Annotated in this window: 22 protein-coding genes; 17 read left to right on the plus strand and 5 right to left on the minus strand. The window is 39.5% G+C overall.

The annotated features are described in order from the left end of the window. Nucleotides 1–334 precede the first annotated feature (334 nt). Nucleotides 335–2,467, plus strand: coding sequence for a glycoside hydrolase family 6 protein (locus PQ460_RS12010; RefSeq protein WP_274172922.1), 2,133 nt, complete (start codon nucleotides 335–337; stop codon nucleotides 2,465–2,467). Nucleotides 2,468–2,582: 115 nt separating this feature from the next. On the opposite strand, the gene PQ460_RS12015 is transcribed toward PQ460_RS12010, so the two are convergent. Then, a complete protein-coding gene (locus PQ460_RS12015; protein WP_274169901.1) occupies nucleotides 2,583–4,250 on the minus strand; it encodes a GGDEF domain-containing phosphodiesterase in 1,668 nt (555 codons plus the stop codon). A 206-nt stretch (nucleotides 4,251–4,456) separates the two neighbouring features. On the opposite strand from PQ460_RS12015, the gene PQ460_RS12020 reads away from it, so the two are divergent. Further along, nucleotides 4,457–5,221 (plus strand): SDR family NAD(P)-dependent oxidoreductase, encoded by a 765-nt coding sequence (locus PQ460_RS12020; protein WP_273612444.1) that lies wholly within the window; start codon nucleotides 4,457–4,459, stop codon nucleotides 5,219–5,221. Nucleotides 5,222–5,333: 112 nt separating this feature from the next. Here the strand turns inward: PQ460_RS12020 and PQ460_RS12025 are convergent, their stop codons facing one another. Continuing rightward, nucleotides 5,334–6,665 (minus strand): MATE family efflux transporter, encoded by a 1,332-nt coding sequence (locus PQ460_RS12025; RefSeq protein ID WP_274169902.1) that lies wholly within the window; start codon nucleotides 6,663–6,665, stop codon nucleotides 5,334–5,336. Between the two features lie 203 nt (nucleotides 6,666–6,868). Here PQ460_RS12025 and PQ460_RS12030 point away from each other — a divergent pair, with 203 nt between their 5' ends. The 8 genes from PQ460_RS12030 to bshB2 all read left to right on the plus strand — a co-directional run bounded on the left by PQ460_RS12030 (nucleotide 6,869) and on the right by bshB2 (nucleotide 14,339). Continuing rightward, nucleotides 6,869–8,827 (plus strand): glycoside hydrolase family 127 protein, encoded by a 1,959-nt coding sequence (locus tag PQ460_RS12030; RefSeq protein ID WP_274169903.1) that lies wholly within the window; start codon nucleotides 6,869–6,871, stop codon nucleotides 8,825–8,827. 182 nt (nucleotides 8,828–9,009) lie between these two features. Beyond that, nucleotides 9,010–9,261, plus strand: coding sequence for a YolD-like family protein (locus PQ460_RS12035; protein ID WP_204824052.1), 252 nt, complete (start codon nucleotides 9,010–9,012; stop codon nucleotides 9,259–9,261). 88 nt (nucleotides 9,262–9,349) lie between these two features. Beyond that, nucleotides 9,350–9,781, plus strand: coding sequence for a MarR family winged helix-turn-helix transcriptional regulator (locus PQ460_RS12040; protein ID WP_273612441.1), 432 nt, complete (start codon nucleotides 9,350–9,352; stop codon nucleotides 9,779–9,781). A gap of 99 nt (nucleotides 9,782–9,880) precedes the next feature. Beyond that, nucleotides 9,881–10,972, plus strand: a complete 1,092-nt coding sequence (locus PQ460_RS12045; protein WP_274169904.1) for a YhgE/Pip domain-containing protein — start codon at nucleotides 9,881–9,883, stop codon at nucleotides 10,970–10,972. Nucleotides 10,973–11,143: 171 nt separating this feature from the next. Beyond that, nucleotides 11,144–11,572, plus strand: a complete 429-nt coding sequence (locus tag PQ460_RS12050; protein WP_274169905.1) for a universal stress protein — start codon at nucleotides 11,144–11,146, stop codon at nucleotides 11,570–11,572. 305 nt (nucleotides 11,573–11,877) lie between these two features. Continuing rightward, complete coding sequence (locus tag PQ460_RS12055) at nucleotides 11,878–13,002, plus strand: rhamnogalacturonan acetylesterase (protein WP_274172923.1); 1,125 nt, start codon at nucleotides 11,878–11,880, stop codon at nucleotides 13,000–13,002. Nucleotides 13,003–13,302: 300 nt separating this feature from the next. Continuing rightward, the gene (locus PQ460_RS12060; protein ID WP_204824056.1) at nucleotides 13,303–13,647 is read left to right on the plus strand and encodes a YojF family protein; all 345 of its coding nucleotides are present in this window, start codon (nucleotides 13,303–13,305) and stop codon (nucleotides 13,645–13,647) included. Beyond that, a complete protein-coding gene (gene bshB2 / locus PQ460_RS12065) occupies nucleotides 13,647–14,339 on the plus strand; it encodes a bacillithiol biosynthesis deacetylase BshB2 (RefSeq protein WP_274169906.1) in 693 nt (230 codons plus the stop codon). Before PQ460_RS12060 ends, bshB2 begins: the two co-directional genes overlap by 1 nt. A gap of 74 nt (nucleotides 14,340–14,413) precedes the next feature. Here the strand turns inward: bshB2 and PQ460_RS12070 are convergent, their stop codons facing one another. From PQ460_RS12070 to PQ460_RS12080, 3 genes are read right to left on the minus strand one after another with little or no spacing between them, the layout of a single operon-like run. Further along, the gene (locus tag PQ460_RS12070) at nucleotides 14,414–15,325 is read right to left on the minus strand and encodes a glycine betaine ABC transporter substrate-binding protein (RefSeq protein WP_274169907.1); all 912 of its coding nucleotides are present in this window, start codon (nucleotides 15,323–15,325) and stop codon (nucleotides 14,414–14,416) included. A gap of 26 nt (nucleotides 15,326–15,351) precedes the next feature. Further along, nucleotides 15,352–16,005 (minus strand): ABC transporter permease, encoded by a 654-nt coding sequence (locus PQ460_RS12075; protein ID WP_273612435.1) that lies wholly within the window; start codon nucleotides 16,003–16,005, stop codon nucleotides 15,352–15,354. Then, the gene (locus tag PQ460_RS12080; RefSeq protein ID WP_273612434.1) at nucleotides 16,005–17,129 is read right to left on the minus strand and encodes an ABC transporter ATP-binding protein; all 1,125 of its coding nucleotides are present in this window, start codon (nucleotides 17,127–17,129) and stop codon (nucleotides 16,005–16,007) included. The genes PQ460_RS12075 and PQ460_RS12080 overlap by 1 nt, the downstream gene beginning before the upstream one ends. A gap of 406 nt (nucleotides 17,130–17,535) precedes the next feature. On the opposite strand from PQ460_RS12080, the gene PQ460_RS12085 reads away from it, so the two are divergent. From PQ460_RS12085 to PQ460_RS12115, 7 genes are all read left to right on the plus strand, one after another. Beyond that, on the plus strand, nucleotides 17,536–17,847 hold the full coding sequence (locus PQ460_RS12085) for an L-rhamnose mutarotase (RefSeq protein WP_274169908.1): 312 nt from the start codon (nucleotides 17,536–17,538) through the stop codon (nucleotides 17,845–17,847). Nucleotides 17,848–17,930: 83 nt separating this feature from the next. Continuing rightward, nucleotides 17,931–18,830 (plus strand): fumarylacetoacetate hydrolase family protein, encoded by a 900-nt coding sequence (locus PQ460_RS12090; RefSeq protein ID WP_274169909.1) that lies wholly within the window; start codon nucleotides 17,931–17,933, stop codon nucleotides 18,828–18,830. 32 nt (nucleotides 18,831–18,862) lie between these two features. After that, complete coding sequence (locus tag PQ460_RS12095) at nucleotides 18,863–19,660, plus strand: helix-turn-helix transcriptional regulator (RefSeq protein ID WP_274169910.1); 798 nt, start codon at nucleotides 18,863–18,865, stop codon at nucleotides 19,658–19,660. Between the two features lie 186 nt (nucleotides 19,661–19,846). Further along, nucleotides 19,847–20,899: an aldo/keto reductase gene (locus PQ460_RS12100; protein WP_274169911.1), complete on the plus strand. Its 1,053-nt coding sequence runs from the start codon at nucleotides 19,847–19,849 to the stop codon at nucleotides 20,897–20,899. Between the two features lie 155 nt (nucleotides 20,900–21,054). Continuing rightward, nucleotides 21,055–22,068, plus strand: a complete 1,014-nt coding sequence (locus tag PQ460_RS12105) for an AI-2E family transporter (protein WP_273612429.1) — start codon at nucleotides 21,055–21,057, stop codon at nucleotides 22,066–22,068. Between the two features lie 195 nt (nucleotides 22,069–22,263). Further along, nucleotides 22,264–23,376 carry an NADH:flavin oxidoreductase gene (locus PQ460_RS12110; RefSeq protein ID WP_274169912.1) on the plus strand — a complete coding sequence of 371 codons (1,113 nt, stop codon included), beginning with the start codon at nucleotides 22,264–22,266 and terminating at the stop codon, nucleotides 23,374–23,376. A gap of 265 nt (nucleotides 23,377–23,641) precedes the next feature. Then, nucleotides 23,642–26,473: a chitinase N-terminal domain-containing protein gene (locus PQ460_RS12115; RefSeq protein WP_443147153.1), complete on the plus strand. Its 2,832-nt coding sequence runs from the start codon at nucleotides 23,642–23,644 to the stop codon at nucleotides 26,471–26,473. Nucleotides 26,474–26,505: the final 32 nt, after the last annotated feature.

Here is a 26,505-nt window from a genome sequence, read left to right on the forward strand (position 1 = left end):
GAAGTGAAAAAGTAAGTCTATTCTAAAGGGATATAACTTATTCCGCATAAGCATTTATAAGTGTCATTATGATATATAAAAAAACCGATGAGAACGTTAACAATTTTGAAATTATAAACAATTAAAATCCATAATTACCAATTTACACCAGTAAAAACTTTAAGTATAATCAGCCCTGAGGAGGTGATTCAGAAGGGGAACAAGCAAGCTAATCCAGAAAAAAGATAACGCTTACTTTTGGAATGGGTAAACACTATCCAACCAAATTACTTGAGAAAGAAAGGTGAATTTTTTGAAATCCAAAAAAAGTATCTGGCAAACATTGAAATACACGATGGCCGTTTCACTATTAACTGGAAGTCTTTTACCTATCCTTTCTACACCGGCTGCTTATGCCGAAGCTCATGTCGATAATCCGTTTGTTGGCGCGACTGCGTATGTGAATCCTGATTATGCCAAAGAAGTTAATGCCTCAATTGCGAAAGTAAGTGATGCTTCACTCAAAGCAAAAATGGAAACCATAAAATCCTATCCTACATCGGTCTGGTTAGATCGGATTGACGCGATAGGCGGTGGTGCGAACAATGCAGGTCGTCTTAGCTTGGAAGGTCATCTGGATGCTGCGTTAGCACAGAAAAAAGGAAATACACCAATCACAGCAAGCTTTGTTATATATGATCTTCCTGGACGCGATTGTCATGCTTTAGCATCCAATGGGGAACTGCCTTTAACACCGGCAGGCTTAGAACGATACAAAACTGAATATATTGATGTGATTGCTGATATTTTCGCTAATCCTAAATATCAAGATATTCGTATCGTCAATGTAATTGAACCGGATAGCTTACCGAATCTGGTAACCAACTTAAATGATGCACGTTGTGCTCAAGCAAGCTCGACAGGTATCTATGAAGCAGGCGTTAAATACGCATTAAACAAACTTCATGCGATTCCAAATGTATACAACTATCTAGATATCGGTCACTCTGGCTGGTTGGGTTGGGATAACAACCGTACAGCAACTATCTCTTTGTATACCAAAGTCGTGCAAAGTACTACAGCAGGTCTAGCAAGTGTAGATGGCTTTGTTACCAATACAGCGAATACTACACCGCTTAATGAGCCTAATCTGCCGAATCCTGATCTGAATGTCGGTGGACAACCGATCAAATCGGCTAAATTCTACGAATGGAATCCATACTTTGATGAGACCGACTTTACCGGCGCTTTGTATAACGGTTTTGTCGCTGCCGGCTGGCCAAGTAGTATTGGATTCTTGATTGATACTGGACGTAACGGATGGGGTGGCCCTAATCGCCCAACAGCCGCTATCGGAAATGATATCAATACGTACGTCAACTCTGGACGTGTCGACCGCCGCGATCATCGTGGGAACTGGTGTAATGCAAGTGGAGCAGGTCTTGGGGTAGCTCCAACTTCAGCTCCGGGCGCTCATTTGGATGCTTATGTATGGGTGAAACCTCCAGGAGAATCCGATGGTTCTAGCTCACTAATTCCGAACAATGAAGGTAAAGGATTTGACCGTATGTGTGATCCTACCTTTACTACAGCAGACGGCGTGTTAACAGGGGCTTTGCCTAACGCTCCAATCTCTGGCGCATGGTTCCATGATCAATTCGTTATGTTGATCAACAATGCTTATCCAGCTGTAGGTGGTTCTACTACAACGCCTACAACTCCTCCTGTAACTGCGCCAACAGCACCAACAGGTGTCAAAGCAACTGCTGCAGATAGTCAGGTCAAATTAAACTGGTCTTCTGTCACAGGAGCAACAAGTTATACTGTCAAAAGAGCAACCAGCGCTACAGGTGCTTTTACAACTGTAGGGGCTAATGTTACAACCACATTATACACAGACAAAGCCGTAACCAATGGCACAACGTATTACTATGCTATCACTGCAAATAACACAGTAGGTTCGAGTGTGAATTCGACTGTAGTGAGTGCTAAGCCACAAGCTACGACCACTACACCACCGACTCCTACAGATCCAACTACGCCAACACCTACACCTGTCGGTAATCTGGTCGTACAATATCGTGCAGGAGATACCAATGTTAATGATAGCCAGATCAAACCTTATTTTAATATCAAAAACAATGGTACGGCTGCTGTCAATCTTAGCGATCTCAAATTGCGTTACTATTTCTCCAAAGATGGATCGGCTGATATGACAGCCTGGGTCGATTGGGCGCAAGTGGGTCAAAGCAATGTAACGACTACATTTACGCCTAATTATGTCGAAGTCGGATTCACTTCTGGAGCTGGAGCCCTTCAACCAGGAGCGCAAACAGGAGATATCCAGCTTCGTATGGCTAAAAATGATTGGTCTCCAATGGATGAAAGCAACGATTATTCATTCGATGCTACCAAAACAGCGTATGCTGATTGGAACAAAGTAACACTATACAAAGGCGGTACATTAGCATGGGGAGTAGCACAATAATCAATCGTATTCACTCCCGATCATGCTTGGATTAACAGTATAATCAATAGAAAAAGACCTTACTCCTATAGTGGATAAGGTCTTTTTTTATGCATATATGGAAGCATTCTAATTGTTATACATAATCGGTCGGTACAGACGACAGAAATTGAGGGAGATCTGGCAGGTTCTCAAGTGGCATCGGATAACTGATCCAATATCCTTGAAAATCGTTACAACCTAACTCTAACAACTTTCTCCATTGATCTTCTTCTTCAATACCTTCAGCAACCACATGCAACTCTAAAGCTTCTGCCATTGCGAGCAATGCTTTTAATACAGGAGGATTCATCTGAGCTACAAAAGAACGATCTATTTTGATATTATCGACCGGCAGGCGGGTTAATGTGCTCAATGAAGAATAACCTGTACCAAAATCATCTATCGAAATCGTATATCCTTGCTCACGTAATTGAAGTAGAGAAGAGTATTCACTAACAGTATCAATCATAGCCACACTTTCTGTAATTTCAAGATCAATATACTGAGGATCAACTTGTTCTTCTTGCAGAATCTGATTAATACGATCTATAAAATCAGGCTCACTTAACTGGATTCTAGAAATGTTAATCGCAATCTTAGTCTGTTGTCCATACTTGGCTTGCACGATAGCAAGATCATGACAAGCCTGACGAATCACCCATTCGCCTATAGGAATAATCAGACCAGTTTGTTCTGCTATCGGGATAAAGTCAGCAGGCGAGACCATATATTTATGATCTTTTTTCCAGCGTAGTAATGCTTCTACAGCTACCACTTGTTTTTGTTTGTTCCCATAAATCGGCTGATACAATAGTTGTAATTCTTCTTTTTCCAGACAACTATTCAATGCTAATTCATAATTGAAGCGAACAACCTGTTCATACTGCGTTTTTTCACAGAATAAATGATGTTTGTTACGACCGCTTGTTTTGGCATGAAAAAGTGCAATATCTGCACGTCGTAACGCGATAGAAATATTGATATCTTCTGAGAAATAAGCAATACCTACACTCACATTGATTTTGATCTGACGATTGTTAAAGGTGAACGGTTCATTCATTAAAGAAATAATAATCTGAGCCATCTGTTCAGGATGTTCTTGTTGACGATTAGACACCAGTATAAACTCATCCCCGCTAAGACGAATACTGATATATTCCGAACTGAAATTACGTTTAAGCCGACCTGCCACTTCGACCAACAGAGCATCGCCACTTTCCATGCCAAGTGTATCATTTACATATTTGAGATTATCTATATCAAACATAAATAAATACGCAGGGTGAGTAACAAACTCATACAAAAAACGTCGATTTAATAATTGAGTCAATTCATCATGGAAAGCATAATACTGCATTTTTTCTTTGTATTGATGACGTTCTTCATAGCTTCGAGTAATACAGACTAGATGAGTAATCGTCTGATTATCATTGAAAATAGGCGAGATAATGCTGTCTCCGCTTAACGTTCCTGTAGGTAACAAATGACCTTCATCAAAACGTACACTTTGCGCTTGTACCAGTACTTTAGAATATTTGTTATGCAAATACTGAGCCATTTCATACTGATTGCGTTCACTATAAAGATCGAAAAAGTTTTTTCCGATATCCTTTTTCGAGATTCCACTGAACAATTCTGCTTTTCGATTAACATAACAATATACAAATTGTCGATTTTGGACAGCCATAATATACACTAGATCTTCCATAGCATCAAAAGCTAACTTAAGAAGCGGATGAATCAGTGAATCTTCGCTATTCATTTAGGTCCACTCCTTTACCATACTGATCATAATCTTAAAATTATTTTTAATATATACTAGGTTTAATCGGTATGTATAGAGCAGATATGAAGAAAACGTTAACTTCTTTTTTTAAATGAATTGTTCCAAATTTGATTGTGTTCTTCTGAATAGGGGTATATTACTATAGATATGTGTATTTTAATCTGTATAAAGGAGTGTTATACATGGCACAAAAACTACAAGGAACAGTAGCATTGGTTACAGGAGCAAGTAGCGGAATAGGGGAAGCAACAGCTAAATCTCTAGCTGCACAAGGAGCAACTGTAGTCGTGGTAGCACGTCGTAAAGATCGTCTGGATCAATTAGCTACAGAAATTAGTGAACAAGGCGGTTCCGCTTTTGTTATTGAAGCAGACATTACAGATCAAGCCCAAGCTCAAAAAGCGATTGAACAAACAATCAGCAAATATAATCGTCTTGATATTGTAGTCAATAATGCAGGTGTGATGTTGTTGGGGCCAGCAGAGAATGCTCCTGCTGAAGAATGGGAACGCATGGTATCTATTAATGTGAATGGATTACTGCATATCTCTCATGCTGCTTTACCACACTTACTCAAAGCCGCAGAGCAATCTGATCGTCAGGTCGCTGACTTGATCAATATTAGTTCAGTTGCAGGTCGCCGTGCTGGTGCAGGTTCTGCTGTATACAATATGACTAAATTTGGAGTCGTTGCATTTAGTGAAGCGTTACGTCAAGAAGTAACAGGTCGCGGTGTACGTGTAGGATTGATCGAGCCAGGTGTAGTACAGACCGAGTTGTCTTCTCATGTACGTTCTGAAGTAATGGAAGATATGGGCAAACTATTTGGTAATATTACACCACTAGAAGCACAAGATATTGCAGATGCTATTGAATATGTGGTGACTCGTCCCAAACATGTGGCTATTAATGAAGTGTTGATTCGTCCGACACAGCAAGAATTTTAAAAATCTGTTAATAACATATATAATGTACCATATTTGTATAAAAATAGGCACCCTATTTATAAGGTGCCTATTTTTGCTATGTTGTTATGCATTTCTTTTACAAAAAGATAGATTATTGATCAGGAATAGCTTGCAGTAATCGGGGCAGACGGATTAATAAAAATACACTTCGTCCCAGACCGAATGCGATAAAAGCTAACCATAATCCATGATTACCATATATCGGTACAGCTATCCAGAGAACTACTAGAAACAATACAAACGAAATGATCATCGAATTGCGAATAGGAGCTGTTACAGATAATCCTGTAAATAAACCATAGAACACCAGACCTGCACCTGTAACTAAAGGAAATAATAATAACCAGAAGCTATATTCATTCGCAAGTGCAATCGTGGCCGCTGAATCTGTAAATAATCCTAATAACGGTTCATGGAATATCCAGTAGAGTAGCACAATGAGTACAGCGGGTAGAAATGAGCTGTACCACGACCACCGAATGGTCTGCCGTAACAGCAGTGGATTACGAGAACCTCCAGCTTGTCCAGCGTAGATACTACTGGCATTGGCAAAGCCATCGAAAAAGTAAGCCATAATATAATGGACTTGCAATAAGATCGCATTAGCTGCCAGCATTTCAGGTCCAAAAGAAGTACTATTCGCTGTAAATATATTGAACATAGCCAATAAGCAGATTGTACGGATAAATAGATCACTATTTACACTAATCATACGCCGCAATGCTTCGCGATTAAACACGCCTGCTTGAGAGATCGATCCCCATTTAAAATAAGGCGAGCGCCAGATCAATACAATTCCGAACACCAGACCCGCTATCTCTGCAATCAATGTAGCAGAAGCTACACCTGCGACTTGCCAGTGGAACACATGTACAAATACAATCGCCAGAATCATATTAAGCACATTAATACCGATCTGCAAAAACAAAGTCTGTCTTACATGTGCCATACCAATAAGCCAGCCTAGAATAACATAATTAAGCAATGTAACCGGAGCGCCCCAGATACGAATATGAAAATAAATAGAAGCTTGCTCACGAATATCAGCACCCGGTCTGATCCATGCCAGTACTCCTTGCAAAATAGGATACTGCAACACAATAAAAAGGACACCAATAAGGATCGCAATAATAGTAGGGCGTACCAGTTCAGAAAAGCCCCGTTCTAATTGTCCGGCTCCTTTGGCTTGGGCTGCAAATCCAGAAGTACTTACTCTCAGAAAGCCAAATAGCCAGTATAACGTATTAAAAATAAGGGTACCAATCGCAACGCCACCTATGTAAATACTACTTGATAAATGACCAACAACAGCGGTATCTACAGCACCAAGTAAAGGAGTAGTAACTGTAGAAATAATTAACGGAATACTCAAAGCAAGATAACTACGATAATGTAATGGAGTAGAAGATTGTAATGGTTTCATACTTTTGTTATACCATAAATTAATCGAAATAACTACGATTAAACTATAACTCTATGTAGTGATCTAATTTATAGATGAAATGATTGTATATCGTTAACAAATGTGATATTAATTAATGATAACATAAACAATTATTTTGAAAGCGTACTCATTTTAAAGTGAAATCATATCCAATAGAACCTATCTAAAGGAGAGAATACTTAATGTCTACTGTAAATAAAGTGCTCAATACGGTTACACCTAAAGAAGTTCGTATCGTAGATGAATTTTGGACAAAATACAATGATCTGGTGCGTCAGGTAGTAATTCCTTATCAGTATGATGCTCTGCATGACCGTATTGCTGATGCTGAACCTAGTTATGCTATTCAGAATTTTGAAATTGCTGCTGGTCGCAAAGAAGGACAATTTAACGGCTTTGTTTTTCAAGATACAGATGTAGCGAAATGGATTGAAGCGGTTGGCTATTCGTTAATGACTCATCCTGATGCAGAGTTAGAGCGCTTGACCGATCAAGTGATTGATCTTGTTGCAGAAGCACAGGGTGAAGATGGCTATCTGAATACATATTTTACAATCAAAGAACCGGATAAGCGCTGGACCAATCTAGCCGATTGTCATGAACTATATACCGCCGGGCATATGATTGAAGCAGGAGTTGCTTATTATCAAGCAACAGGTAAAAAGAAACTGCTGGATGTGGTCTGCCGTCTAGCAGATTATATTGATACTGTATTTGGAACAGGTGAAGGTCAATTACGCGGATATGATGGTCATCAAGAGATCGAACTTGCGCTTGTTAAATTGTACCGTCTTAAAGGAGAACAACGGTATTTGCAATTGAGTCAATTTTTTATTGATGAGCGTGGACAACAACCTAACTTTCTAGAACAAGAATGGGAGCAACGGGATCGGATTAACTTTTTTGTAGGTAAAACAAATGACATCAATCTTCAATACAGTCAGGCACATGTGCCGGTACGAGAGCAAAAAGAAGCAGTAGGGCATGCTGTTCGCGCGGTCTATATGTACACAGCGATGGCTGATCTTGCTGGATTAACAGGAGATACCCGTCTTTATCAAGCATGTCAGACTTTATGGAACAACATGGTACACAAGCAAATGTATGTGACTGGAGGGATCGGTTCTACCCATCATGGTGAAGCATTCACAATCGATTATGATCTGCCTAATGATAGTGGATATTCGGAGACTTGCGCTGCGGTAGGAATTGTCTTTTTTGCGCATCGGATGTTGCAGATTGAAGCCAAAGGCGAGTATGCCGATGTGTTAGAGCGTGCACTTTATAATACAGTGATAGGCGGAATGGCGCAGGATGGTAAGCATTACTTTTATGTGAATCCATTGGAAGTATGGCCGTCTGCTTGTCATCATAACCCAGGCAAGCATCATGTGAAGCCTGTTCGTCAGAAATGGTTCGGTTGCTCTTGCTGTCCTCCTAATATTGCACGTCTTGTAAGTTCATTAGGGCAATACATCTACAGCACCAATCAAGATACGATCTATACACATCTTTATATTGGTGGCGAAGCAGAGTTAACAGTTAGTGAGCAATCGGTTGTGATCCAGCAAGAAAGTGGATATCCATGGAATGGGGCAACACGCTTTTCATTCCAATTGGAACAACCACAATCTTTTACATTGGCTTTACGTTTACCAGGTTGGTGCAAAAAAGCTTCGCTAACGATCAACGGTGAGTCTATTGAATATCAATCACTTGTACAGGATGGATATATCTATATTCAGCGAGAATGGTCGGTAGATGATCGTGTAGAGTGGAATATGGAGATGCATGTGCAAGTGATTCATAGCCACCCTAGATTGCGCGCTGCTTCTGGCAAAATCGCTTTACAATATGGGCCACTGGTCTACTGTCTGGAGCAAGCAGATAATGGAGAATTAATCTCTGCACTATCCATTGATCCAGCGCAATCATTAACGACACGATTTGATGCTGAATTGTTAGGTGGAGCTGTGGTGATCGAAGGTATAGCGACTCGTGAGCTGACCAGTGATTGGGATGACCATTTGTACCAAGACAGTCCTCCTACCATTCAGGAACAGCCTTTTACAGCGATTCCTTACTTTCTCTGGGCGAATCGTGGTGAAGGCGATATGGCTGTCTGGATTCGTAAAAACTAACCACATAACCCAAGAGGTACGATATATTAATGTCGTGCCTCTTTATTTTGCAGAAAATCAGATGAAAAAATGTCAAATTATCAAAAAAAGCGAACGTTTGTGCTTATTTTTTAGTGTAAACTATTGTATCGATATCAAGTTAAATGTAAAATAGAATAGAGAAGTGTAAAGGGGGGTTTATTTTGGCTAAAGCAAAGGTAGCAAAACGTCCAACACGGGATGAATTTGCACTAGAAGAAATTGGTAATCAACTTACTGAAGCCTATCAAGAGAAATCGGAAATTTTGCTGACAGTGTGGGGTGCAGAAGAACCTGTACGCGGTCAGATTGTAAATATGGATCCACGTACAGGTCGAGTACATGTACAATATGAAGAAGAAGTAAACAAAGTGAAATTTATGGATATCATGGGTGTAAACTATCCAAGAGATTAAATAAATACCTTTGACAAATCTTTCATAACCAGAATATACTAGCATAGTCGATAGTCGGCTATGCTAGTATTTTTTTAGGAGGATAATCATGCCATTTAATCAAGAGCAGAACCCGTTAGGTTTGTTATTATCTCGAACCTATTTATCCTATAAGAAAAAAGCATCTCATTTATTACTTGATTATGATATTACTCCAGAGCAATTTGGTGTACTTAATAATCTGGTCAGTCATGATGGTATCTCACAGAAAGCATTAGCAGAATTAAATTCCAAAGACCAGACCAGTATCGGCAAAACATTGGATCGTCTGGAAAATAAAAAATTGCTCACACGTACGGTTGATCCTTCAGATCGCCGGGCAGTATTGCTACATTTAACAACAAAAGGGCACGAATTAATTCAGCAGACCAAGCCCATTATGCAAGAAGTGGATGATGAGATTAACGCATTGTTCACGCCGGAACAAACCAAGCAATTTATTGCGATGATCAATCAGACGTTTGAACATTTATCCCGCTGATTTTGTCAGCTGGATATTTTTTAAACTAATACATGCACAACCATTTATATCCTATGCATGTATTTAAAAAAAAGAGAAAAGATAGTTGGAGGAAAACAAATGACTGTATTCAAAACGTTTAAAGATTTTTTAGGGATTACACAGACCAAAGTAGGGATTGTGTTTTCTATTTTTGTACCTTTGGTATTTTTATTATTTTGGATGACTGGATATCATGGAGCCACCGAACGAGTAGATCAACTGGTTGTTGGAATTGTTAATGAAGATGGACAACAAGGCGAACGCATTGCTCAAGCGATCACTACAGGTGTTCCTTATCAGACCCAATCTTATGATTCATTAACTACAGCACAGCAACAGATGGACAATGGTGATCTAACGATGATCATTTCGATTCCGGCTCATTTTACAGAAAATGTCGCATCGAATGGAACGACTCAAATGAATTATTATATCAATCAAGGTAATTCCGATATTGCCAAATCGATCGTTCAAAGTTCTGCTACGCAAATTTCCTCTACGATTGGAGAACATGCTTTTGCAGATGTTCATCAAGAAATCGTCACCACTAATATTGTCAAAACACATGATATTTCAAATTTTGCAATTTCGATGTTGCCGATGATTTTAGGTTTCGTCACATATGTTGGTGTAATGACCATGAATATCCAATTAAATATTGCATCTATGATGTTAAAGCGTGATCATAGTAAGTGGCAGATCTTTTGGGGCAGACAGATATTACTGCTTGTGATCTCTGTAGTCGCTTCATTCGTGATTACTACAGTAGCATCGCTATTTGCAGATACGGTTGCTTCGTTCTGGCAAATGTGGAGTTTTCATCTGTTGGTCTATATTTCTTGTATTGCTGTTACACAGATGGCATTCGCTTTATTCGGCAATGTCGCGCCATTATTCAATGTTGCGCTGATCCCGCTTCAGTTGATGACAGCCGGAAATATTATCCCCGCTGCTATGTTATCTCCTTTATATCGAAATATAGGATATTTTTTACCGGCTCCGAATGCTATACAGGGCTATTTAAGGTTAATTTATAGTGGGGCTTCTGTTTCCTCATTTGTGATTCACTTACTATGGATTGCTATTGTTACTTTTGGAATCACATGGATTCGTACAGCGCTGGTCAAGCCAGCTTCAAGCCCTATAAGTCATCCGGCAGGTAGCCACTAAGCTGAAGGGGAAGGCAAGTCTACAGCAAGACATTTGGTCAGATATTTGCTTTGCAGAAATCAACTATGATTTTTATCCAAAAAAAGCATCTATATTGCCAAATGTTACGGCGCACTGAATAAGATTTTTGCGTATCAATGATCTGTACTATTCTAAAAGGAGGCGTTAACCATGTCATTATCACACATTCTCGTTCCTTATGATGGCTCAGAACACTCTCAAAAAGCGTTGGAAAAAGCAGTCGGTCTGGGAATAGAGCTCAACGCTCAAATTGAAGTATTGTATGTGGATTCGACTTCTACAGAAATCTTAGAACAGCCGTTAGTGATTCCTACTCATGAACTGGAATCTTATTTTGATCATGAAGAAGAGGATGTACGCCTTAACCTTCGTCGCTTGATCTCAACCATTCCGAATGCTCAAGCTACTGTTATTCAAGGAAGTGCAGGCAAAGGTATCGTTAAGTACGCTGATCGTATTGAAGCCGATCTTATTATTATGGGTAGTCGCGGATTAGGGACAGTGAGTGAATTCGTAATGGGTAGTGTTAGTCATTATGTAACGCAACGTGCCAAATCTCCAGTAATGATTGTGAAGTAAACAAGTTAGATGCAATAACTTATAATTAATTAATTAATAAATAAAGATAGATAGCCAATATCCTGTTCCTTTGGGAGAGCAGGATATTTGGCGTATCGTTTTACTTTGTAATTTTATAAGATTGTAAAGTATCTATATTCTTATACCGACTATTTCTAGATTTTGATAAATGATATTTTGATCGATATAAAGGATAATTTCTTTTGCCAGACGAATAAGTAACATAGTAATGAAAACGTTAACATTTTAGAGGAGGATGGATAATGAAAAGCAAATTTCGAAGCAAATGGAGCACAATAAGCTGTATGTTGTTGGTAGGAGCACTAATAAGTACATGCTGGGGACAATCATCTTCTGTACACGCTTCTGCAACCGCTTACAAATTTGATTTTGGCGCTAATGGTGTTACATCAGGATATACAGGCGTTCAAGCTTCGACTGCGTATAATGCTTCTACAGGATATGGATTCAATACACCTGCAAATATCAAAAATGTATCTGCTTCAGGAACAGGCATAGGCAGCGATGCTGTTCAATTTGTAACATTCGGAACGAAAAGTAATAATACATTTAATGTTGATTTGCCAAATGGATTGTATGAAGTGAAAGTAACGCTCGGCAATACTTCTCGTTCTAGTGTAGCAGCAGAAGGAGTATATCAGCTTATTAATATGACAGGTGATCTTGCCACCGATCAATTTCAGATTCCGATTACAGATGGTCAGCTTAACCTATTAGTAACAGAAGGCAAAGTAGGAGCAGCATTTACATTAAGCGCATTAGAGATTACTCAAGTCTCTACTAATCCTACAACACACCCTACGATCTATGTAGGCGGTGATTCGACAGTAGCTAACTACTATCCTTTAGCCAATAGTGTACAGGGTGGATGGGGACAGATGTTATCTAAATTCATCAACCCAAATGATTACCTGGTACGTAATATGGCATCCGGTGGACAGATTGCACGTGGATTTCGTGATGATGGACAGCTTGAAGCAATTTTGAAATACATCAAACCGGGCGATTACTTTATAGTACAGCTTGGTATTAATGATACGAATGTCAAAAATAATACAACAGAAGCACAATTCAAAGAGATTATGCGCGATATGGTGAAGCAAGTCAAAGCCAAAGGAGCAACTGTTATCTTATCTACACCTCAAGGAAGAGCTACAGACTTCAATAGTTCAGGCGTTCATAATGCAGAAGGTCGTTGGTATCGAGCAGCTACCGTTGCACTAGCGCAAGAAGAGCAAGTGCCGTTAATCGATCTTAATGTACTCAGTTCTTCTTATTTCACTTCAATTGGTGCGAATGCAACACTTGCTCTGTATATGAATGGGGATACATTGCATCCTAATTATGCAGGTGCTACGGAATTAGCTCGTATTGTAGTAGACAATATGAAAGCTCAAGGATTGTACTGATTGTGTAGTCGTCGTATTGATTATTAGCGATAATGTATGATTCGATGATTGTATTTGTTGTATTTAATAAGCATAAATAAAAAAATCACCTGACCCTTCTTCGTTTGTTAACGTAAAAGGGTTTGGGTGATTTTTGGTGTAAGGATGTTGATACATAACTAAAGAAATTATAGTATAATACCTTAAGTATTGCTATGAAGTACTTTGAAAGGTAGACTATATACGATTAGCCTTTTAATGTTATGAATAACTTAATCCGATCTTTGGCTATAAAAGATCAGACCTGATGGAGGATATATTATGTTACTTATCGAACCAACTTTGATTCAACAACGAATCGATGATCTACAAGATCAAGATTTGTATATTCATTTGGAAATGACCACTGGAGCATATGCGGCTCATCTGGATAGTACGAAGCATCCAGCAGCAACCTTTATCAGCAATGCGACGTTGCGTTATATTCATGGCTCTATCTCTGGTGAAGGTCCTTATCGTGTAGGGCTCAAAACAGAGCTAGGTTGGGTGTATTCCGAAGGATTAACCCATTATGAAGAAACTGAGCAAGAGCGTCTTATTCTAGCCGGTCATGATACTCAAGGTAAATTAGTAGTTGCCTTGCAACTAAGTAAGGAGCCTTTCTAATGGACAATAATAAAAAAACAACATTCTCTCTTATTCCTGCTGATTCTCGTATCCTTGTCGTATTGCCACATCCTGATGATGAGGCATTCAGCTTATCCGGTACCCTTGCCAAACATATTGCTGGCGGAGGTCAAGTCACCTATGCTTGTCTAACTCTTGGTGAAATGGGACGTAATATGGGGATTCCTCCTTTTACAAACCGTATCGGATTGCCTACTATTCGTAAAGGCGAATTGGAAAAGTCTGCACAAGCGATCGGTATTCAAGATTTGCGTATGCTTGGTTTCCATGACAAAACGATTGAATTTGAAGTAAAAGAAGTACTAGATGGTACTATCTACGATATGATCGTTGAACTCAAGCCTGCATTGATCGTTACATTCTCTCCAGGGTATAGCGTTCATCCAGACCATGATGCTACAGGAGCGGCTGTTGTACGTGCAATAGAACGTCTACCTCAAGCAGAACGTCCGTTATTGCATACGATGGCATTTTCTAAAAATTGCTATGCTGAACTAGGGCAACCTGATATCGAAAATGATGTAAGTGATTATTTAGAAAATAAAATGAAATCGATCCAAGCACACCGTTCTCAATTTCAAGCGGTTGAAATGCTAGGTCAGAACCCATTAAAAGATAAAGAAATCAAAGAGCGTTTCGGTAAAGAACGCTTCTGGACACATCAGATTTAATATAGATCGTTAACACAAAAAAGCAGTCATATTCCTTCCTATACAAATAAGAAGGGGATGACTGCTTTTTATCGTTATTTAATTAATCCTTTAGAAACAAGAAATTCGTGAGCTACATCATCTTCGCGGTAACCTTGATCCACTTTAGCATTCATCATTTGCATATCTTGTTCAGTGATTTTGCCTTGTAATGCTTCTAAAGCGTCTTTGATTGCTGGATATTTCTGTAGTGTCTCGGAACGAACAGCTACACCTGCATCATAAGGTGGAAAAAAGTTCTTGTCGTCTTTAAGAACAAATAGATTATTGATTTTGATCTGACCATCGGTAGAGTAGACACTAACAACATCAGTATCATGTTGAGCAATCAAGCGGTACTTGATGCCTTGATCCATACCTCTAACATCTTTGAAGATCATATTGTATTTTTTCTTCAATCCAGGATACGTATCTGCACGATCAGTAAATTCAAATTCAGATGCTAATTCGAGATTAGGTGATACTTTCGCTAGATCGCTAAACGTTTTTAAGTTATATTTTTGTGCTGTTTCTTGATTAACAGCTAGAGAATACGTATTACTAAATCCAAACGGAGCAATAAATTGCAAATCGTCTTTTTTCATCAAACGTTTGGCGCTTGCTAATGTTCCTTTGGAATCTGTTGTCTCTTGCTGATAATAATTGGCAACAATCGTTCCTGTATATTCAGGGTACAATTGAATATTGTTATTTTGAAGAGCTGTCCAGGCAACACTTGATCCGCCTAGATTCACTTTACGATTTACTTTAATACCGGTACGGTTTTCAATCATATCTGCCATTAGATAAGCCAGTACAATATTTTCGGTAAAGTTTTTGGAACCGATAGTGATTTCTCCACCGGTCGTTCCTTCAGTAGCTGCCGAGTTGCTACAGGCTGTCGTTAGCAGAGCAGTTGTCGTCAATATACATATCAATAACATGCTCAGGCGTTTATTTAGCTTCATCACTATTCCTCCTGCGTTCAGATTCCTTATCTCAATCCCCGTGGCGTTGTCCAACGTTCTACCAATCCCAGCAAGTAATCAAATACCAATGCAAGGATTGCCGCAGGAATAGCACCTAACAGAATAAGGGCATCGATATTACGAGTAATACCAAGGAAGATAAAGTCTCCTAAACCACCTGCACCTATAAACGCAGCTAACGTCGCTGTACCTACGTTAATAACAGTAGCTGTACGGATTCCCGCCATAATCACAGACAAAGCAAGCGGAAGCTGAACACGGAAAAGGATTTGACGACTGGTTAAGCCCATTCCTCTGGCTGCTTCAATAATCGCTGGATCTACGTCTTTGATTCCTGTAAATGTATTACGAATAACAGGAAGTAGAGAATACAAGAATAATGCGGCTACGGCTGTAATCGTACCGATCCCGAAGATTGGAATCATAAAGCCGAGTAGAGCCAGACCTGGAATGGTCTGCAAAATGCTAGCTACGCCAATAATCGGTGTACGCAGACCTTTGATACGTGCAACAAGAATACCTGCCGGTACACCTACCACAATAGCGATTAACATCGAGATTAATACTAATTTAATATGAACACCAGTCGCTCCAAGTAGCTCAGGGCCACGAAGATTGAACTGACGGATAAATTGCTCCCACAACGATATGTTTTCCATTATACTTCGCCTCCAGCCCAGTGATTAGCAAACATCGTCAGCAAAGTACCACGAGTCACTATACCTACCAATTTTCCTTGTTCATCTACGACAGGTAAAATGCCGTTTTTTGCTTCTACTACATTTAATAGCGCATCTTGCGCTGTATCTGTTGGTTTTAATATATGAAGTACTGGTTTAATAATTTCGCCAATTGTCGCTACAGTATCGATGTTAGCAAGCACATCGTATGCAGATACGACTCCAAGTAAGATCCCTTGTGCATCGGTGATCAATAATGTATCTGTTTTGCGTTGACGCATGAAAGTAATTGCTTTGGCAGGTGTACGATCTGGAAGAGAAGTCGATGGATCTTTACGCATAAGATCCGTAACCGGAATATACTCTGGATTCTGGTACAATCTGTTTTTACCAATAAATTCTTCTACAAAACCATGGGATGGTTCACGCAACAACATATCAGGAGTATCAAGCTGTAACAATTCGCCATCTTTCATAACAGCAATGCGATCTCCTAATTTCAAAGCTTCATCCATATCATGAGTAACAAAAACGATTGTTTTCTTCAAATCACGTTGCAGACGTAATAATTCATCTTGCAATTGTTCTCTTGTAATCGGATCAAGTGCTCCAAAAGGCTCATCCATTAGTACAATATCAGGGTCAGCTGCAAGCGCGCGGGCTACACCAACACGTTGTTGCTGTCCACCGGATAATTCTTTTGGATAGCGTTTCGCAAATAATTCAGGGTCAAGTCCAACCAGATTAAGCATTTCGATCACGCGAGCTTTTTTCTTCTGTTCATCCCAGCCTTTAAGTTCAGGCATCAGCGCGATATTTTGCTCAATCGTATAGTGGGGGAACAATCCAGCCTGTTGAATAACATAGCCCATCGTACGACGCAATTTCACTGCATCTTGCTTTTTGATATCTTTGCCATTTACAGACAAAGTGCCTCCTGTATGAGAGACGAGACGGTTGATCATTTTCATCGTTGTTGTTTTACCACATCCACTCGGACCGATAAAGACTAGAAACTCACCATCACGGATTTCAAAATTAAGTGATTTTACAGCTTGAAAACCATCGGGATACGTTTTGCTTACATTTTCAAATTTAATCATAAATTGTACTCCTTTATCTTATTTCTTTTTTTGTTTACGTTACCTTATAGCTGCTTGGATGTAAGCTATAACTATCGTATGTACAACCATTGACATTCGAATAATGATTCTGATCGAAAAAGGGGTGGGTTGATCATTAGTATGCTATTTCATATCAAAATGAACATAGTATAGCGTCACACGAAGAGGCATCTTGCGAACAGTTCATCATACATATAACAATTAACTGAGCTCCATGTATTTAGACCTAATTTATTAATTTGAAACAATATATAAAGTCATAAATTTATGAAAGTAGTCGAAAAATGTCTAAAAGAAGTAAGAAAAGTCTTTTGATTATTAAATGGATAACGCTTACAATTTAAGAGTAGTAGATACAATAAATTATTGAGGAAGGATGTTGAATATGGAACGAGTTTCTTTTGTTTTACATATTGATCCGCAAGATCAAGCACAATACATTGAGCGTCATCAAGCCGTCTATCCAGAGCTACTGCAAGCGTTTGGTGAGGTAGGGATTCATACGTATAGTATTTTTCTACATGAAGGTACTTTATTTGCTTATATGGAAGTGGACAATTATCAAGAAGCTATGGATCAACTGGCAGTACATCCTGCCAATCAGCGCTGGCAACAATTTATGGATGATATGTTAATTCCTAATCAGCAAGGAACGACATCGGAAGTGATTCCTGAAGTATTTCATTATCATTCTTAACCTACATTTCTATTCATAGACGATAGACAATAGTTGAAAGAACGCCTTCAGCCTGTCATGATTAGTGTTGGAGGTGTTCTTATATGAAATATGTTCATTTTAGTTATCAACAACAGCCACAGATTGGGATTGCATTGGATAATGTAATCGTACCTATGTCTGCACTACAACGTTTTGCTTCTTCCTCACTATCCCTTCCTGTTATCATTGACGATCTCTGGTCTCAACCTGAACTACATACTCAGATTCAACATATTCTAGAACAACACACCACAGAACTTATGAATCAAGCGATAGCGGAACAAGATATTGAATGGCTTCCTATTGTACCGAATCCCGGGAAAGTAATCTGTATTGGTCTAAATTATCGTCGCCATGCAGAGGAAACGAATGCACCTATTCCGCAAACACCTGTAGTATTTAGCAAATTCTCTGATGTAGTCGCAGGTCATCTGCAATCAGTGCCTTTGCCACAATCCAGTACACAAGTCGATTATGAAGCTGAATTATGTATTGTAATCGGTAAGCAAGCAAGTGGGGTAAGTACAGAAGATGCCCTCGATTATGTCTTTGGGTATTGTGCGGCTAATGATGTATCTGCTCGCGATCTACAGATGCTCACCAGTCAATGGTTACTTGGTAAAACCTGTCCTCGTTTTGCACCGATTGGCCCTTATCTTGTAACCACAGATGAAGTAAGCGATCCTAACCAGTTACAGATCAGTGCTTATTTGAATGGAGAGCAAGTTCAACATTCCAATACATCCGATATGATCTTCGATTGTCGTTATATTATTCATTATCTATCTCAGCATATGGTACTTCATCCTGGTGATATTATTTTGACCGGTACACCAGAAGGAGTGATTTTGGGACAGCCCGAACAGGATAGAGTCTGGTTAACGTCAGGTGATCAGGTCACGATTGAGATTGAAAAGCTAGGCAGATTGAGCAATACATTTGTATCTGCTGAACAGCATTAAATGATATTTTGTAAGGCACAGGAGGGATCGCTATGATCCAAGAAAATACCAAACTGAGAACACTAGGAATGTTTCTCAAATCACGCCGTTATCAATTACAACCAGAACAAGCAGGATTCAGTCATTCTTACGGTCAACGTAGAACCCCCGGGCTACGCCGGGAAGAAGTAGCAGTGCTTGCCGGTGTCAGTGCTACTTATTATACGTGGTTAGAGCAGGGAAGAGATGTGACAGCTTCAAGGGATGTGATTGAGAATATAGCTAGAGCGCTACAATTAACTCCTGATGAAAGAATACATTTGCTTCAGCTCTGGAATCCGAATGAACCTGAGACTATTTCTGATGTAACAAAAGCTTTGAGTCCGGAGTGGCAATTGATTATTAATCAACTTCATTCTCCAGCGATTATTACTAATCATATGTCAGAGTTTGTTTTTTGGAATCCGGCGGCAAATACACTATTTTCGAATCTAGATGAGATGCTACCTGAAGAACGCTTTTTTATGCGAATAGTATTTTTGAATAAAGATTTTCGGAGTCGTATTGGAAATTGGGAAGAATATGCTATCAATTGCGTAGCTGTATATCGTGGTTATTATGATCGGCATCCTGAAAGTCTTTTTTTTAGAGAATTTGTACAGCGTCTCTGTCTGGATAGCCCTGAATTTGAATCGATCTGGAATCTCCATCGTGTTCAAATTCAAAAAGCATGTCTGTTACACATTTACATGCCTGATGCTCAGAAATCTATTGCTTTTGATTCCAATTCGGTCTCTACACTGGATAACAATCCAAATTATCATATGTGCATCTATTCGTCAGTATCGTAACAGTCTGTATATCCGTATAGTAACGGTGTAGCTGATCTCTATCTATTTTCCAAACCAACACGTAGCTTACATGTTGCCTGTTAGTTTTTTTACTAGTATAAGCGTACTCTGGTTGTGTATATCAATAGAGGATAGGATATAGAAGGTAACCAATCTATGTTATGAATTGAATAGGAGGAAATATATATGCGCTATAATCAATTAGGTCCTAGCGGGCTATTTGTATCTGAATTATGTTTTGGCACAATGACGTTCGGAGGAGGAGCAAATTTTGATGTAGTTGGTAAAGTGCAGCAAGAAGAAGCAGATACTTTACTAGCACGTGCTTTGGAAGCAGGAATTAACTTTATCGATACCGCAGATATTTACTCAGAAGGCAATTCAGAAAGAATTACCGGACAAGCGTTACGTAATTTGGGCATCAAACGAGAAGAAGTGGTGATTGCAACTAAAGTTTTCGGAGTGATGGGGTCTTCTCCTAATCAGAAAGGTTCTTCTCGCAATCATATTATGGATGGTGTCAAAAACAGTCTGGAACGTCTACAAATGGATCATATTGATCTGTACCAACTTCATGGATTCGATCCTGCAACTTCTATCGAAGAATCGTTACAAGCATTAACTGATCTTGTACGACAAGGATTAGTTCGATATATTGGTGTATCCAACTGGGCAGCATGGCAGATCGCTCAATCTATCGGTATTTCGAATCAACATCGACTTGAAAAGTTCGTCTCTACGCAAGCGTATTATACCCTTGCTGGTCGTGAGTTAGAACGCGAGATTATCCCGATGCTACATAGTCATAATGATATGGGATTGCTTGTATGGAGTCCACTTGCAGGAGGTTTGTTAAGCGGTAAGTTCACCCGTGAGCAACAAAATTCTGAAGGCAGTCGACGAAATGAGTTTGATTTCCCGCCTGTAGATAAAGATCGTGCGTATGATATTATTGATACTTTGATCGAGATGGCTAAGCAAAAAGAAGCATCGGTAGCTCAGCTTGCTCTAGCTTGGTTACTACATCAGCGTGCAGTGACCAGCGTTATTATAGGTACTAAGAAAATGCATCAATTAGAAGATAATCTAGGTGCAGTCGATATTGTATTTTCTGAAGAAGAATTGCAGACACTCGATAAGATCAGCCAGATTCCTAGTGAATACCCGGGTTGGATGATGGATATGGTGAGTCAGGTAAGAACAGAACAATTGCAACAGGTACGTCACCCTCGTTCGTGATATACATTACACTGAAAAAAGGAATCCCAAGGTAATATACTTGTGGGTTCCTTTTTTTTGTATGCGATATGTTTTGTCTCGGATACTACGATGACAAGTAAGCAGAAAACCGTTATGATAAAAGGAGCGGACATAAATAGAGATGAGGTCTATGAATGAAGGTAAGGGAATGGATAAATCACGATGGAATCCGGCGAATTATTGTGCTTGCGATTCTGATTCTGGTGATTTTTGCTATGCAAAGTATGATGAATATTATTTTACTTACATTATTGCTGACGATATTAATCGGTAGTATGTATGATGGACTAATGAAGTTATTTCAAAAGTTTATTCCTAATGTCTCACGTTTTTTTGTATTACCATTGGTTTATCTGATTTTGCTTGCTGTGATTGGCTGGGGCGTGTATCGAATGGTGCCTACAGTGATTATGCAGGTGACTCAGTTATATCAGATGATTATCGAAGCCTATCGCCATCCTCACGAGAGTGAATGGAACCCGTACATTATTAACTTTTTGAATACATTAAATGTACAGCGTTTTATAGAGCCAGGCTTTAATGTGATTTTAAAAATTAGTAAATTAGGTTCTCAATTACTTATAGCATTATTGCTTAGCTTATTCTTCTTATTAGATCGTACGCATATTACACGTTTTACAGCTTCTTTCCAAGAAAGTAAGCTGGGTTGGTTTTTTAAAGAAGTAGGATATTTTGGTAAAATGTTTTTAGATACATTTGGCAAAGTCATCGAAGCTCAATTATTGATTTCATTGATCAATTGTATTATTACGATTATAGCGCTCTGGTTTATGGGTTTCCCGAACTTGTTAGGGCTAGCATTAATTATCTTTATGTTAGGCTTAATACCAGTTGCAGGGGTTTTTATCTCGCTTGTGCCGTTGGGATTGATTGCATTTAGTATTGGTGGAGTCAAATATATTGTCTATCTGCTGATTCTGGTGGTTGTGATTCATGCGATTGAAGCATACTTCCTTAATCCGAAATTGATGTCCAGCAAAACCAATTTACCTGTTTTTTATACGTTTGTTATTCTTATTTTTTCCGAGCATTTTATCGGCCCGTGGGGATTGATTATCGGTATTCCGTTATTTGTATTTTTCCTCGATCTGATCGGAGTGACGCGTAAGAAGAGAGGCACAGAATAAGCGATTTGTTCTTATAAATGATCGGATCGTTGCAGTATATTTAAAACGTTTATGCTGGATATAACAGCCATAAGCGTTTTTTATTTTTACAAAAATTTTACATATAGGATTAGCTTTTCATTATAGAGCATGATATCCTTATAAACATATCGATCTACTTAGGTATACAACTATTCATATTTGGAGGGATTTTATATGAGCGTCAATTCACCAAAAACATCAGAACTATTTACACCTTTTCATACAACTAACTTAGAATTGTCCAATCGGATCGTTATGGCTCCGATGACACGTAATTTTTCACCTAATGGCGTACCTGGAGCAGATGTAGCAACTTATTATCGACGTCGTGCTGAAAATGAAGTTGCTTTGATTATTACCGAAGGTACAGCGATCAATCATCCTGCGGCAGTCTCTTCTCCTGATATTCCTGTTTTTCATGGTGAGGAAGCGTTAAATGGTTGGGCAGAAGTCGTCAAACAAGTTCATGAAGTCGGTGGCAAAATCATGCCGCAAATCTGGCATGTAGGTATGGCACGTCCGGTGGGCTCACTACCGAATGTAGAAGCTCAACCGATCGGCCCATCCGGTCTTGATATTAACGGTGAGAAAGTAAATGAGCCGTTAACGACGGAAGAGATTCAAGAAGTGATTCAAGCGTATGCTCAAGCGGCAGCTGATGCCAAAAGAGTAGGGTTTGACGGTATAGAGCTTCATGGAGCACATGGTTACTTAATCGATCAGTTCTTCTGGTCACAAACGAATCAACGTACTGATGAATATGGTGGCGATCTAGTAGCACGTACACGCTTTGGTGTAGAAGTGGTCAAAGCATGCCGCGCTGCTGTAGGGCCAGATTATCCAATCGTATTCCGTTTCTCCCAATGGAAAATGAATCATTATGATGCTCGCCTTGTTGAGACAGCAGAAGAGTTAGCTCAATTTTTACAACCGTTGTCTGAAGCTGGCGTTGATATTTTCCACTGTTCGACTCGTCGCTTCTGGGAGCCTGAATTTGAAGGTTCTGACCTAAATCTTGCAGGTTGGACGAAAAAAATCACAGGTAAACCAACAATTACTGTTGGCTCTGTTGGACTAAATCAAGTCTTTTTGAGTAATAAAACAGAAGATGTATCTGAAAGTATTCGTCTGGAAGAATTGGATAAAAAATTAAATGCAGGTGAATTTGATCTCGTCGCTGTTGGTCGGGCATTGATTGGCGATGCAGCATGGGCCACCAAATTACATGAGCAACGTACCGATGATATCAAAACATTTGATCAAGAAGACTTGAAGTCTTTGAAATAAATAACGTTATCGAAAAAGAGCAACCTTGTTACTAAGGTTGTTCTTTTTTTATATAATATGCAAATACCACATCGAATAAGTCCTCTTTTAGTATCCATAAGTCATTTTTATAATATGAATGTAAACTTAACTACCTTACTATGTAAAATCAAACTAAAATATTACCCATTTATTTTGCTTTTTTTACAAAATAGCTTACTTTTGAATATATTTCCATGATAATATGAGTGAGATATCTATTCTTTCAGTACATAGGAGGCAAAACATGGTAACACGTAGTGGAATGAAATCAAGATGGGTAAAGTATGCGTTGATGGTGGCAATTGCTTTACCTATGCAAACAGGATGGCTAGGCGGATTAACAGCTGTTCATGCAGAAGGCCCAACTGATCCCGCTCCATTTATCGCGGCTAAAGTGGTTAACGACAATGCTGGTAAAAAAGTATTGTTCGATAATAGCCATGCTCAGACAGCAGGGGCGGCTGATTGGGTAATTGATGGAGGTTTTTCTGATTTTGCAAACGCATTAGCTAATGATGGTTACTATGTGAAAGAACTTCGCAAAAGTACACCAATCACTTATAGTGACTTGAGCGATTATGATGTATTTGTTATTGCAGAGCCTAATATTCCGTTCAAAACAACAGAACAAGCAGCGATGAAACAATATGTTGAAAGCGGTGGCAGTATTTTCTTTGTAGGCGATCATTACAATGCAGACCGTAACAAAAACCGTTGGGACGGATCAGAAGCTATTAACGGTTATCGTCGTGGTGCGTGGGAAGATCCAACAAAAGGCATGAGCACAGAAGAAAAAAATTCTGCGGCGATGCAAGGTGTAGTGAGTTCAGATTGGTTATCTGATAACTTCGGGATTCGCTTCCGTTACAATGCACTAGGAGATATCAATGCCAATCAGATCGTAGCTCCAAATCAAGCATTTGGCATCACAGAAGGTGTAAGTAGTGTCGCGATGCACGCTGGCTCGACACTTGCAATCACTGATCCTGCCAAAGCAAAAGGAATTGTATATTTGCCAGAAACGAATGCGTCTTGGGGAAATGCAGTGGATCAAGGGGTATACAACGGTGGCGGTATTTCTGAAGGCCCTTATGTGGCGGTTTCCAAATTAGGAGCAGGTAAAGCTGCATTTATTGGAGATTCTTCTCCTGTTGAAGATGCTTCGCCTAAATATCTACGTGAAGAAACAGGCACCAAAAAAACAACCTATGATGGATTTAAAGAAGTAGATGACGGCGTATTGCTTGTTAATACAATTAACTGGCTGTCAGACAAAGAAAACTATACGAACTTTAGTCAGGTAGATGGTCTGCAATTGGATCAACCGACAGCATTGTTGCCAATTGAGACTCCACAGACGTCTACAGAGCCTCAAGCAGAACCGTGGGCAGCTCCAGCAGCAGGTTACAAATGGTGGGATTCTTCTACATTCAAACCAGGTTCATACGGTAGTGCCGTTTCGGTTACTACGCCAACGTATAGCTTAGTACACCAAGCTGAATTGCCAAATGCAGAACCTTTCCAGATTCGTATTGTAGCTGATAATTTAGCAGCGAACAGCACAGTGACCGGTTATAGCAGTGGTATTTACTTAACCGGTGGTACGCAGGTAGGTCAAGTACAGAATCCTGATGGTACATGGCCGACAGCATACGGCTACAGTTCGACGTATAGTCTAACAGCAGATAGCAAAGGTCATGCGTACAAAGACATTACAGTACGCGTCAAACCAGGTACAACAGGAACAGCAAGTCTGCGTCTACGACTAAATGGCAGCAACCTGATTACTACGCCGGTAACGATAGCCAATGTTCCTGCTGAGCCATTGCCTGAAGAAAATGGTGGAGAACAGCCTGCACCCGCACTAACAACGATTGCCAATGCTCGTACTCAAGCAGAAGGTAAATTGGTCACGATCGAAGGTGTAGTGACTACTGAACCGGGCGCTTTTGGTGGACAAGCTTTTTATTTACAAGATAAAACAGCAGGCATCTATGTATACCAAAATCAAGCTGGATTTCATCAAGGTGATGTGATCAAAGTAACGGCTCCACTAGCATTGTATAATACTGAGCTAGAGTTAACGGATCCGGTAACAATTGAGAAAACAGGAACAGCAACATTGCCTGCGGCAACAACAGTAGTCGCTGTAGATACGTATAATCAAGGACAATTGGTACAATTAAAAAATGTACAGATCAGCAATATTGCTGCCGCTACACCTACAGGTTCTTTTGAATTTGATGTAACTGGCAATGTATATGGCGATCAACCTGTAACAACACATGCTCGTGTAGATGCACGTACAGGATTAACTCAAGCTAATTTTGCTTATCAAAATGGACAATTTGTAGATATAACTGGAGTAGCAGCTATTTTCAAAGGTGTATTCCAATTGAAACCAAGAAGTGCAGCAGATATTACAGCAGTTACGAGCACACCTCCTACAGATCCTACCGATCCGACAGAACCACCTGTTACTGATCCATTAGCTACAGACGTACCGGGAACACCTGTATTAACAGATAATAACGGACACGATACAGGGCTTAGAGATGGTAACTACACGATCACTATGAATATGTGGTGGGGCAATAATGGTTCTACGTACAAATTGTATGAAGGTGATCGAGTGATTAGCAGTGGTAAGCTTGCTGATCAATCACCAAATGCACAGACTGTACAAGCTGATATCAAAGGGAAAGCTAACGGTTCTTACACGTATACGTTAGAATTAACCAATTCATTCGGTACAACAAAAAGCCAGCCTTTAGTTGTAAAGGTAACGGATGCTTCTCCTGCTCAACCTGTGTTGTCCAATGACAACTGGGATGGAGACGGTAACTATCAAGTAAGCATGAATCTATGGTGGGGAACAAATGCGACAGAATACCGTTTATATGAGAATGGTACACTGATCGATACTCAATCGTTAAAAGAAGGTACTCCACAAGCACAACATGCGATCAGTGGAATCACTAATCGTCCAGCAGGTACGTATGAGTATGTGACTGAATTGGTTAATGCTTCCGGTACAACGAAAAGTAATACGATGACAGTACAAGTTACAAAATAATACGATTTGATCTATTTTTCGCACAAATAAAT

The sequence above is a fragment of the Paenibacillus sp. KACC 21273 genome (assembly GCF_028736095.1).
Lineage (GTDB): Bacteria > Bacillota > Bacilli > Paenibacillales > Paenibacillaceae > Saccharibacillus > Saccharibacillus kyungheensis.

Excerpts from the sequence above, each read along its gene's own strand:
- PQ460_RS12050 (WP_274169905.1), top strand. The coding sequence starts at position 11,144 with ATGTCATTATCACACATTCTCGTTCCTTATGATGGCTCAGAACACTCT.
- PQ460_RS12080 (WP_273612434.1), bottom strand. The coding sequence starts at position 17,129 with ATGATTAAATTTGAAAATGTAAGCAAAACGTATCCCGATGGTTTTCAA.
- PQ460_RS12060 (WP_204824056.1), top strand. The coding sequence starts at position 13,303 with ATGTTACTTATCGAACCAACTTTGATTCAACAACGAATCGATGATCTA.
- PQ460_RS12015 (WP_274169901.1), bottom strand. The coding sequence starts at position 4,250 with ATGAATAGCGAAGATTCACTGATTCATCCGCTTCTTAAGTTAGCTTTT.
- PQ460_RS12075 (WP_273612435.1), bottom strand. The coding sequence starts at position 16,005 with ATGGAAAACATATCGTTGTGGGAGCAATTTATCCGTCAGTTCAATCTT.
- PQ460_RS12115 (WP_443147153.1), top strand. The coding sequence starts at position 23,642 with ATGGTAACACGTAGTGGAATGAAATCAAGATGGGTAAAGTATGCGTTG.
- PQ460_RS12025 (WP_274169902.1), bottom strand. The coding sequence starts at position 6,665 with ATGAAACCATTACAATCTTCTACTCCATTACATTATCGTAGTTATCTT.
- PQ460_RS12105 (WP_273612429.1), top strand. The coding sequence starts at position 21,055 with ATGAAGGTAAGGGAATGGATAAATCACGATGGAATCCGGCGAATTATT.
- PQ460_RS12090 (WP_274169909.1), top strand. The coding sequence starts at position 17,931 with ATGAAATATGTTCATTTTAGTTATCAACAACAGCCACAGATTGGGATT.
- PQ460_RS12110 (WP_274169912.1), top strand. The coding sequence starts at position 22,264 with ATGAGCGTCAATTCACCAAAAACATCAGAACTATTTACACCTTTTCAT.
- PQ460_RS12095 (WP_274169910.1), top strand. The coding sequence starts at position 18,863 with ATGATCCAAGAAAATACCAAACTGAGAACACTAGGAATGTTTCTCAAA.
- PQ460_RS12040 (WP_273612441.1), top strand. The coding sequence starts at position 9,350 with ATGCCATTTAATCAAGAGCAGAACCCGTTAGGTTTGTTATTATCTCGA.
- PQ460_RS12070 (WP_274169907.1), bottom strand. The coding sequence starts at position 15,325 with ATGAAGCTAAATAAACGCCTGAGCATGTTATTGATATGTATATTGACG.
- PQ460_RS12030 (WP_274169903.1), top strand. The coding sequence starts at position 6,869 with ATGTCTACTGTAAATAAAGTGCTCAATACGGTTACACCTAAAGAAGTT.
- bshB2 (WP_274169906.1), top strand. The coding sequence starts at position 13,647 with ATGGACAATAATAAAAAAACAACATTCTCTCTTATTCCTGCTGATTCT.
- PQ460_RS12085 (WP_274169908.1), top strand. The coding sequence starts at position 17,536 with ATGGAACGAGTTTCTTTTGTTTTACATATTGATCCGCAAGATCAAGCA.
- PQ460_RS12045 (WP_274169904.1), top strand. The coding sequence starts at position 9,881 with ATGACTGTATTCAAAACGTTTAAAGATTTTTTAGGGATTACACAGACC.
- PQ460_RS12020 (WP_273612444.1), top strand. The coding sequence starts at position 4,457 with ATGGCACAAAAACTACAAGGAACAGTAGCATTGGTTACAGGAGCAAGT.
- PQ460_RS12100 (WP_274169911.1), top strand. The coding sequence starts at position 19,847 with ATGCGCTATAATCAATTAGGTCCTAGCGGGCTATTTGTATCTGAATTA.
- PQ460_RS12055 (WP_274172923.1), top strand. The coding sequence starts at position 11,878 with ATGTTGTTGGTAGGAGCACTAATAAGTACATGCTGGGGACAATCATCT.
- PQ460_RS12010 (WP_274172922.1), top strand. The coding sequence starts at position 335 with ATGGCCGTTTCACTATTAACTGGAAGTCTTTTACCTATCCTTTCTACA.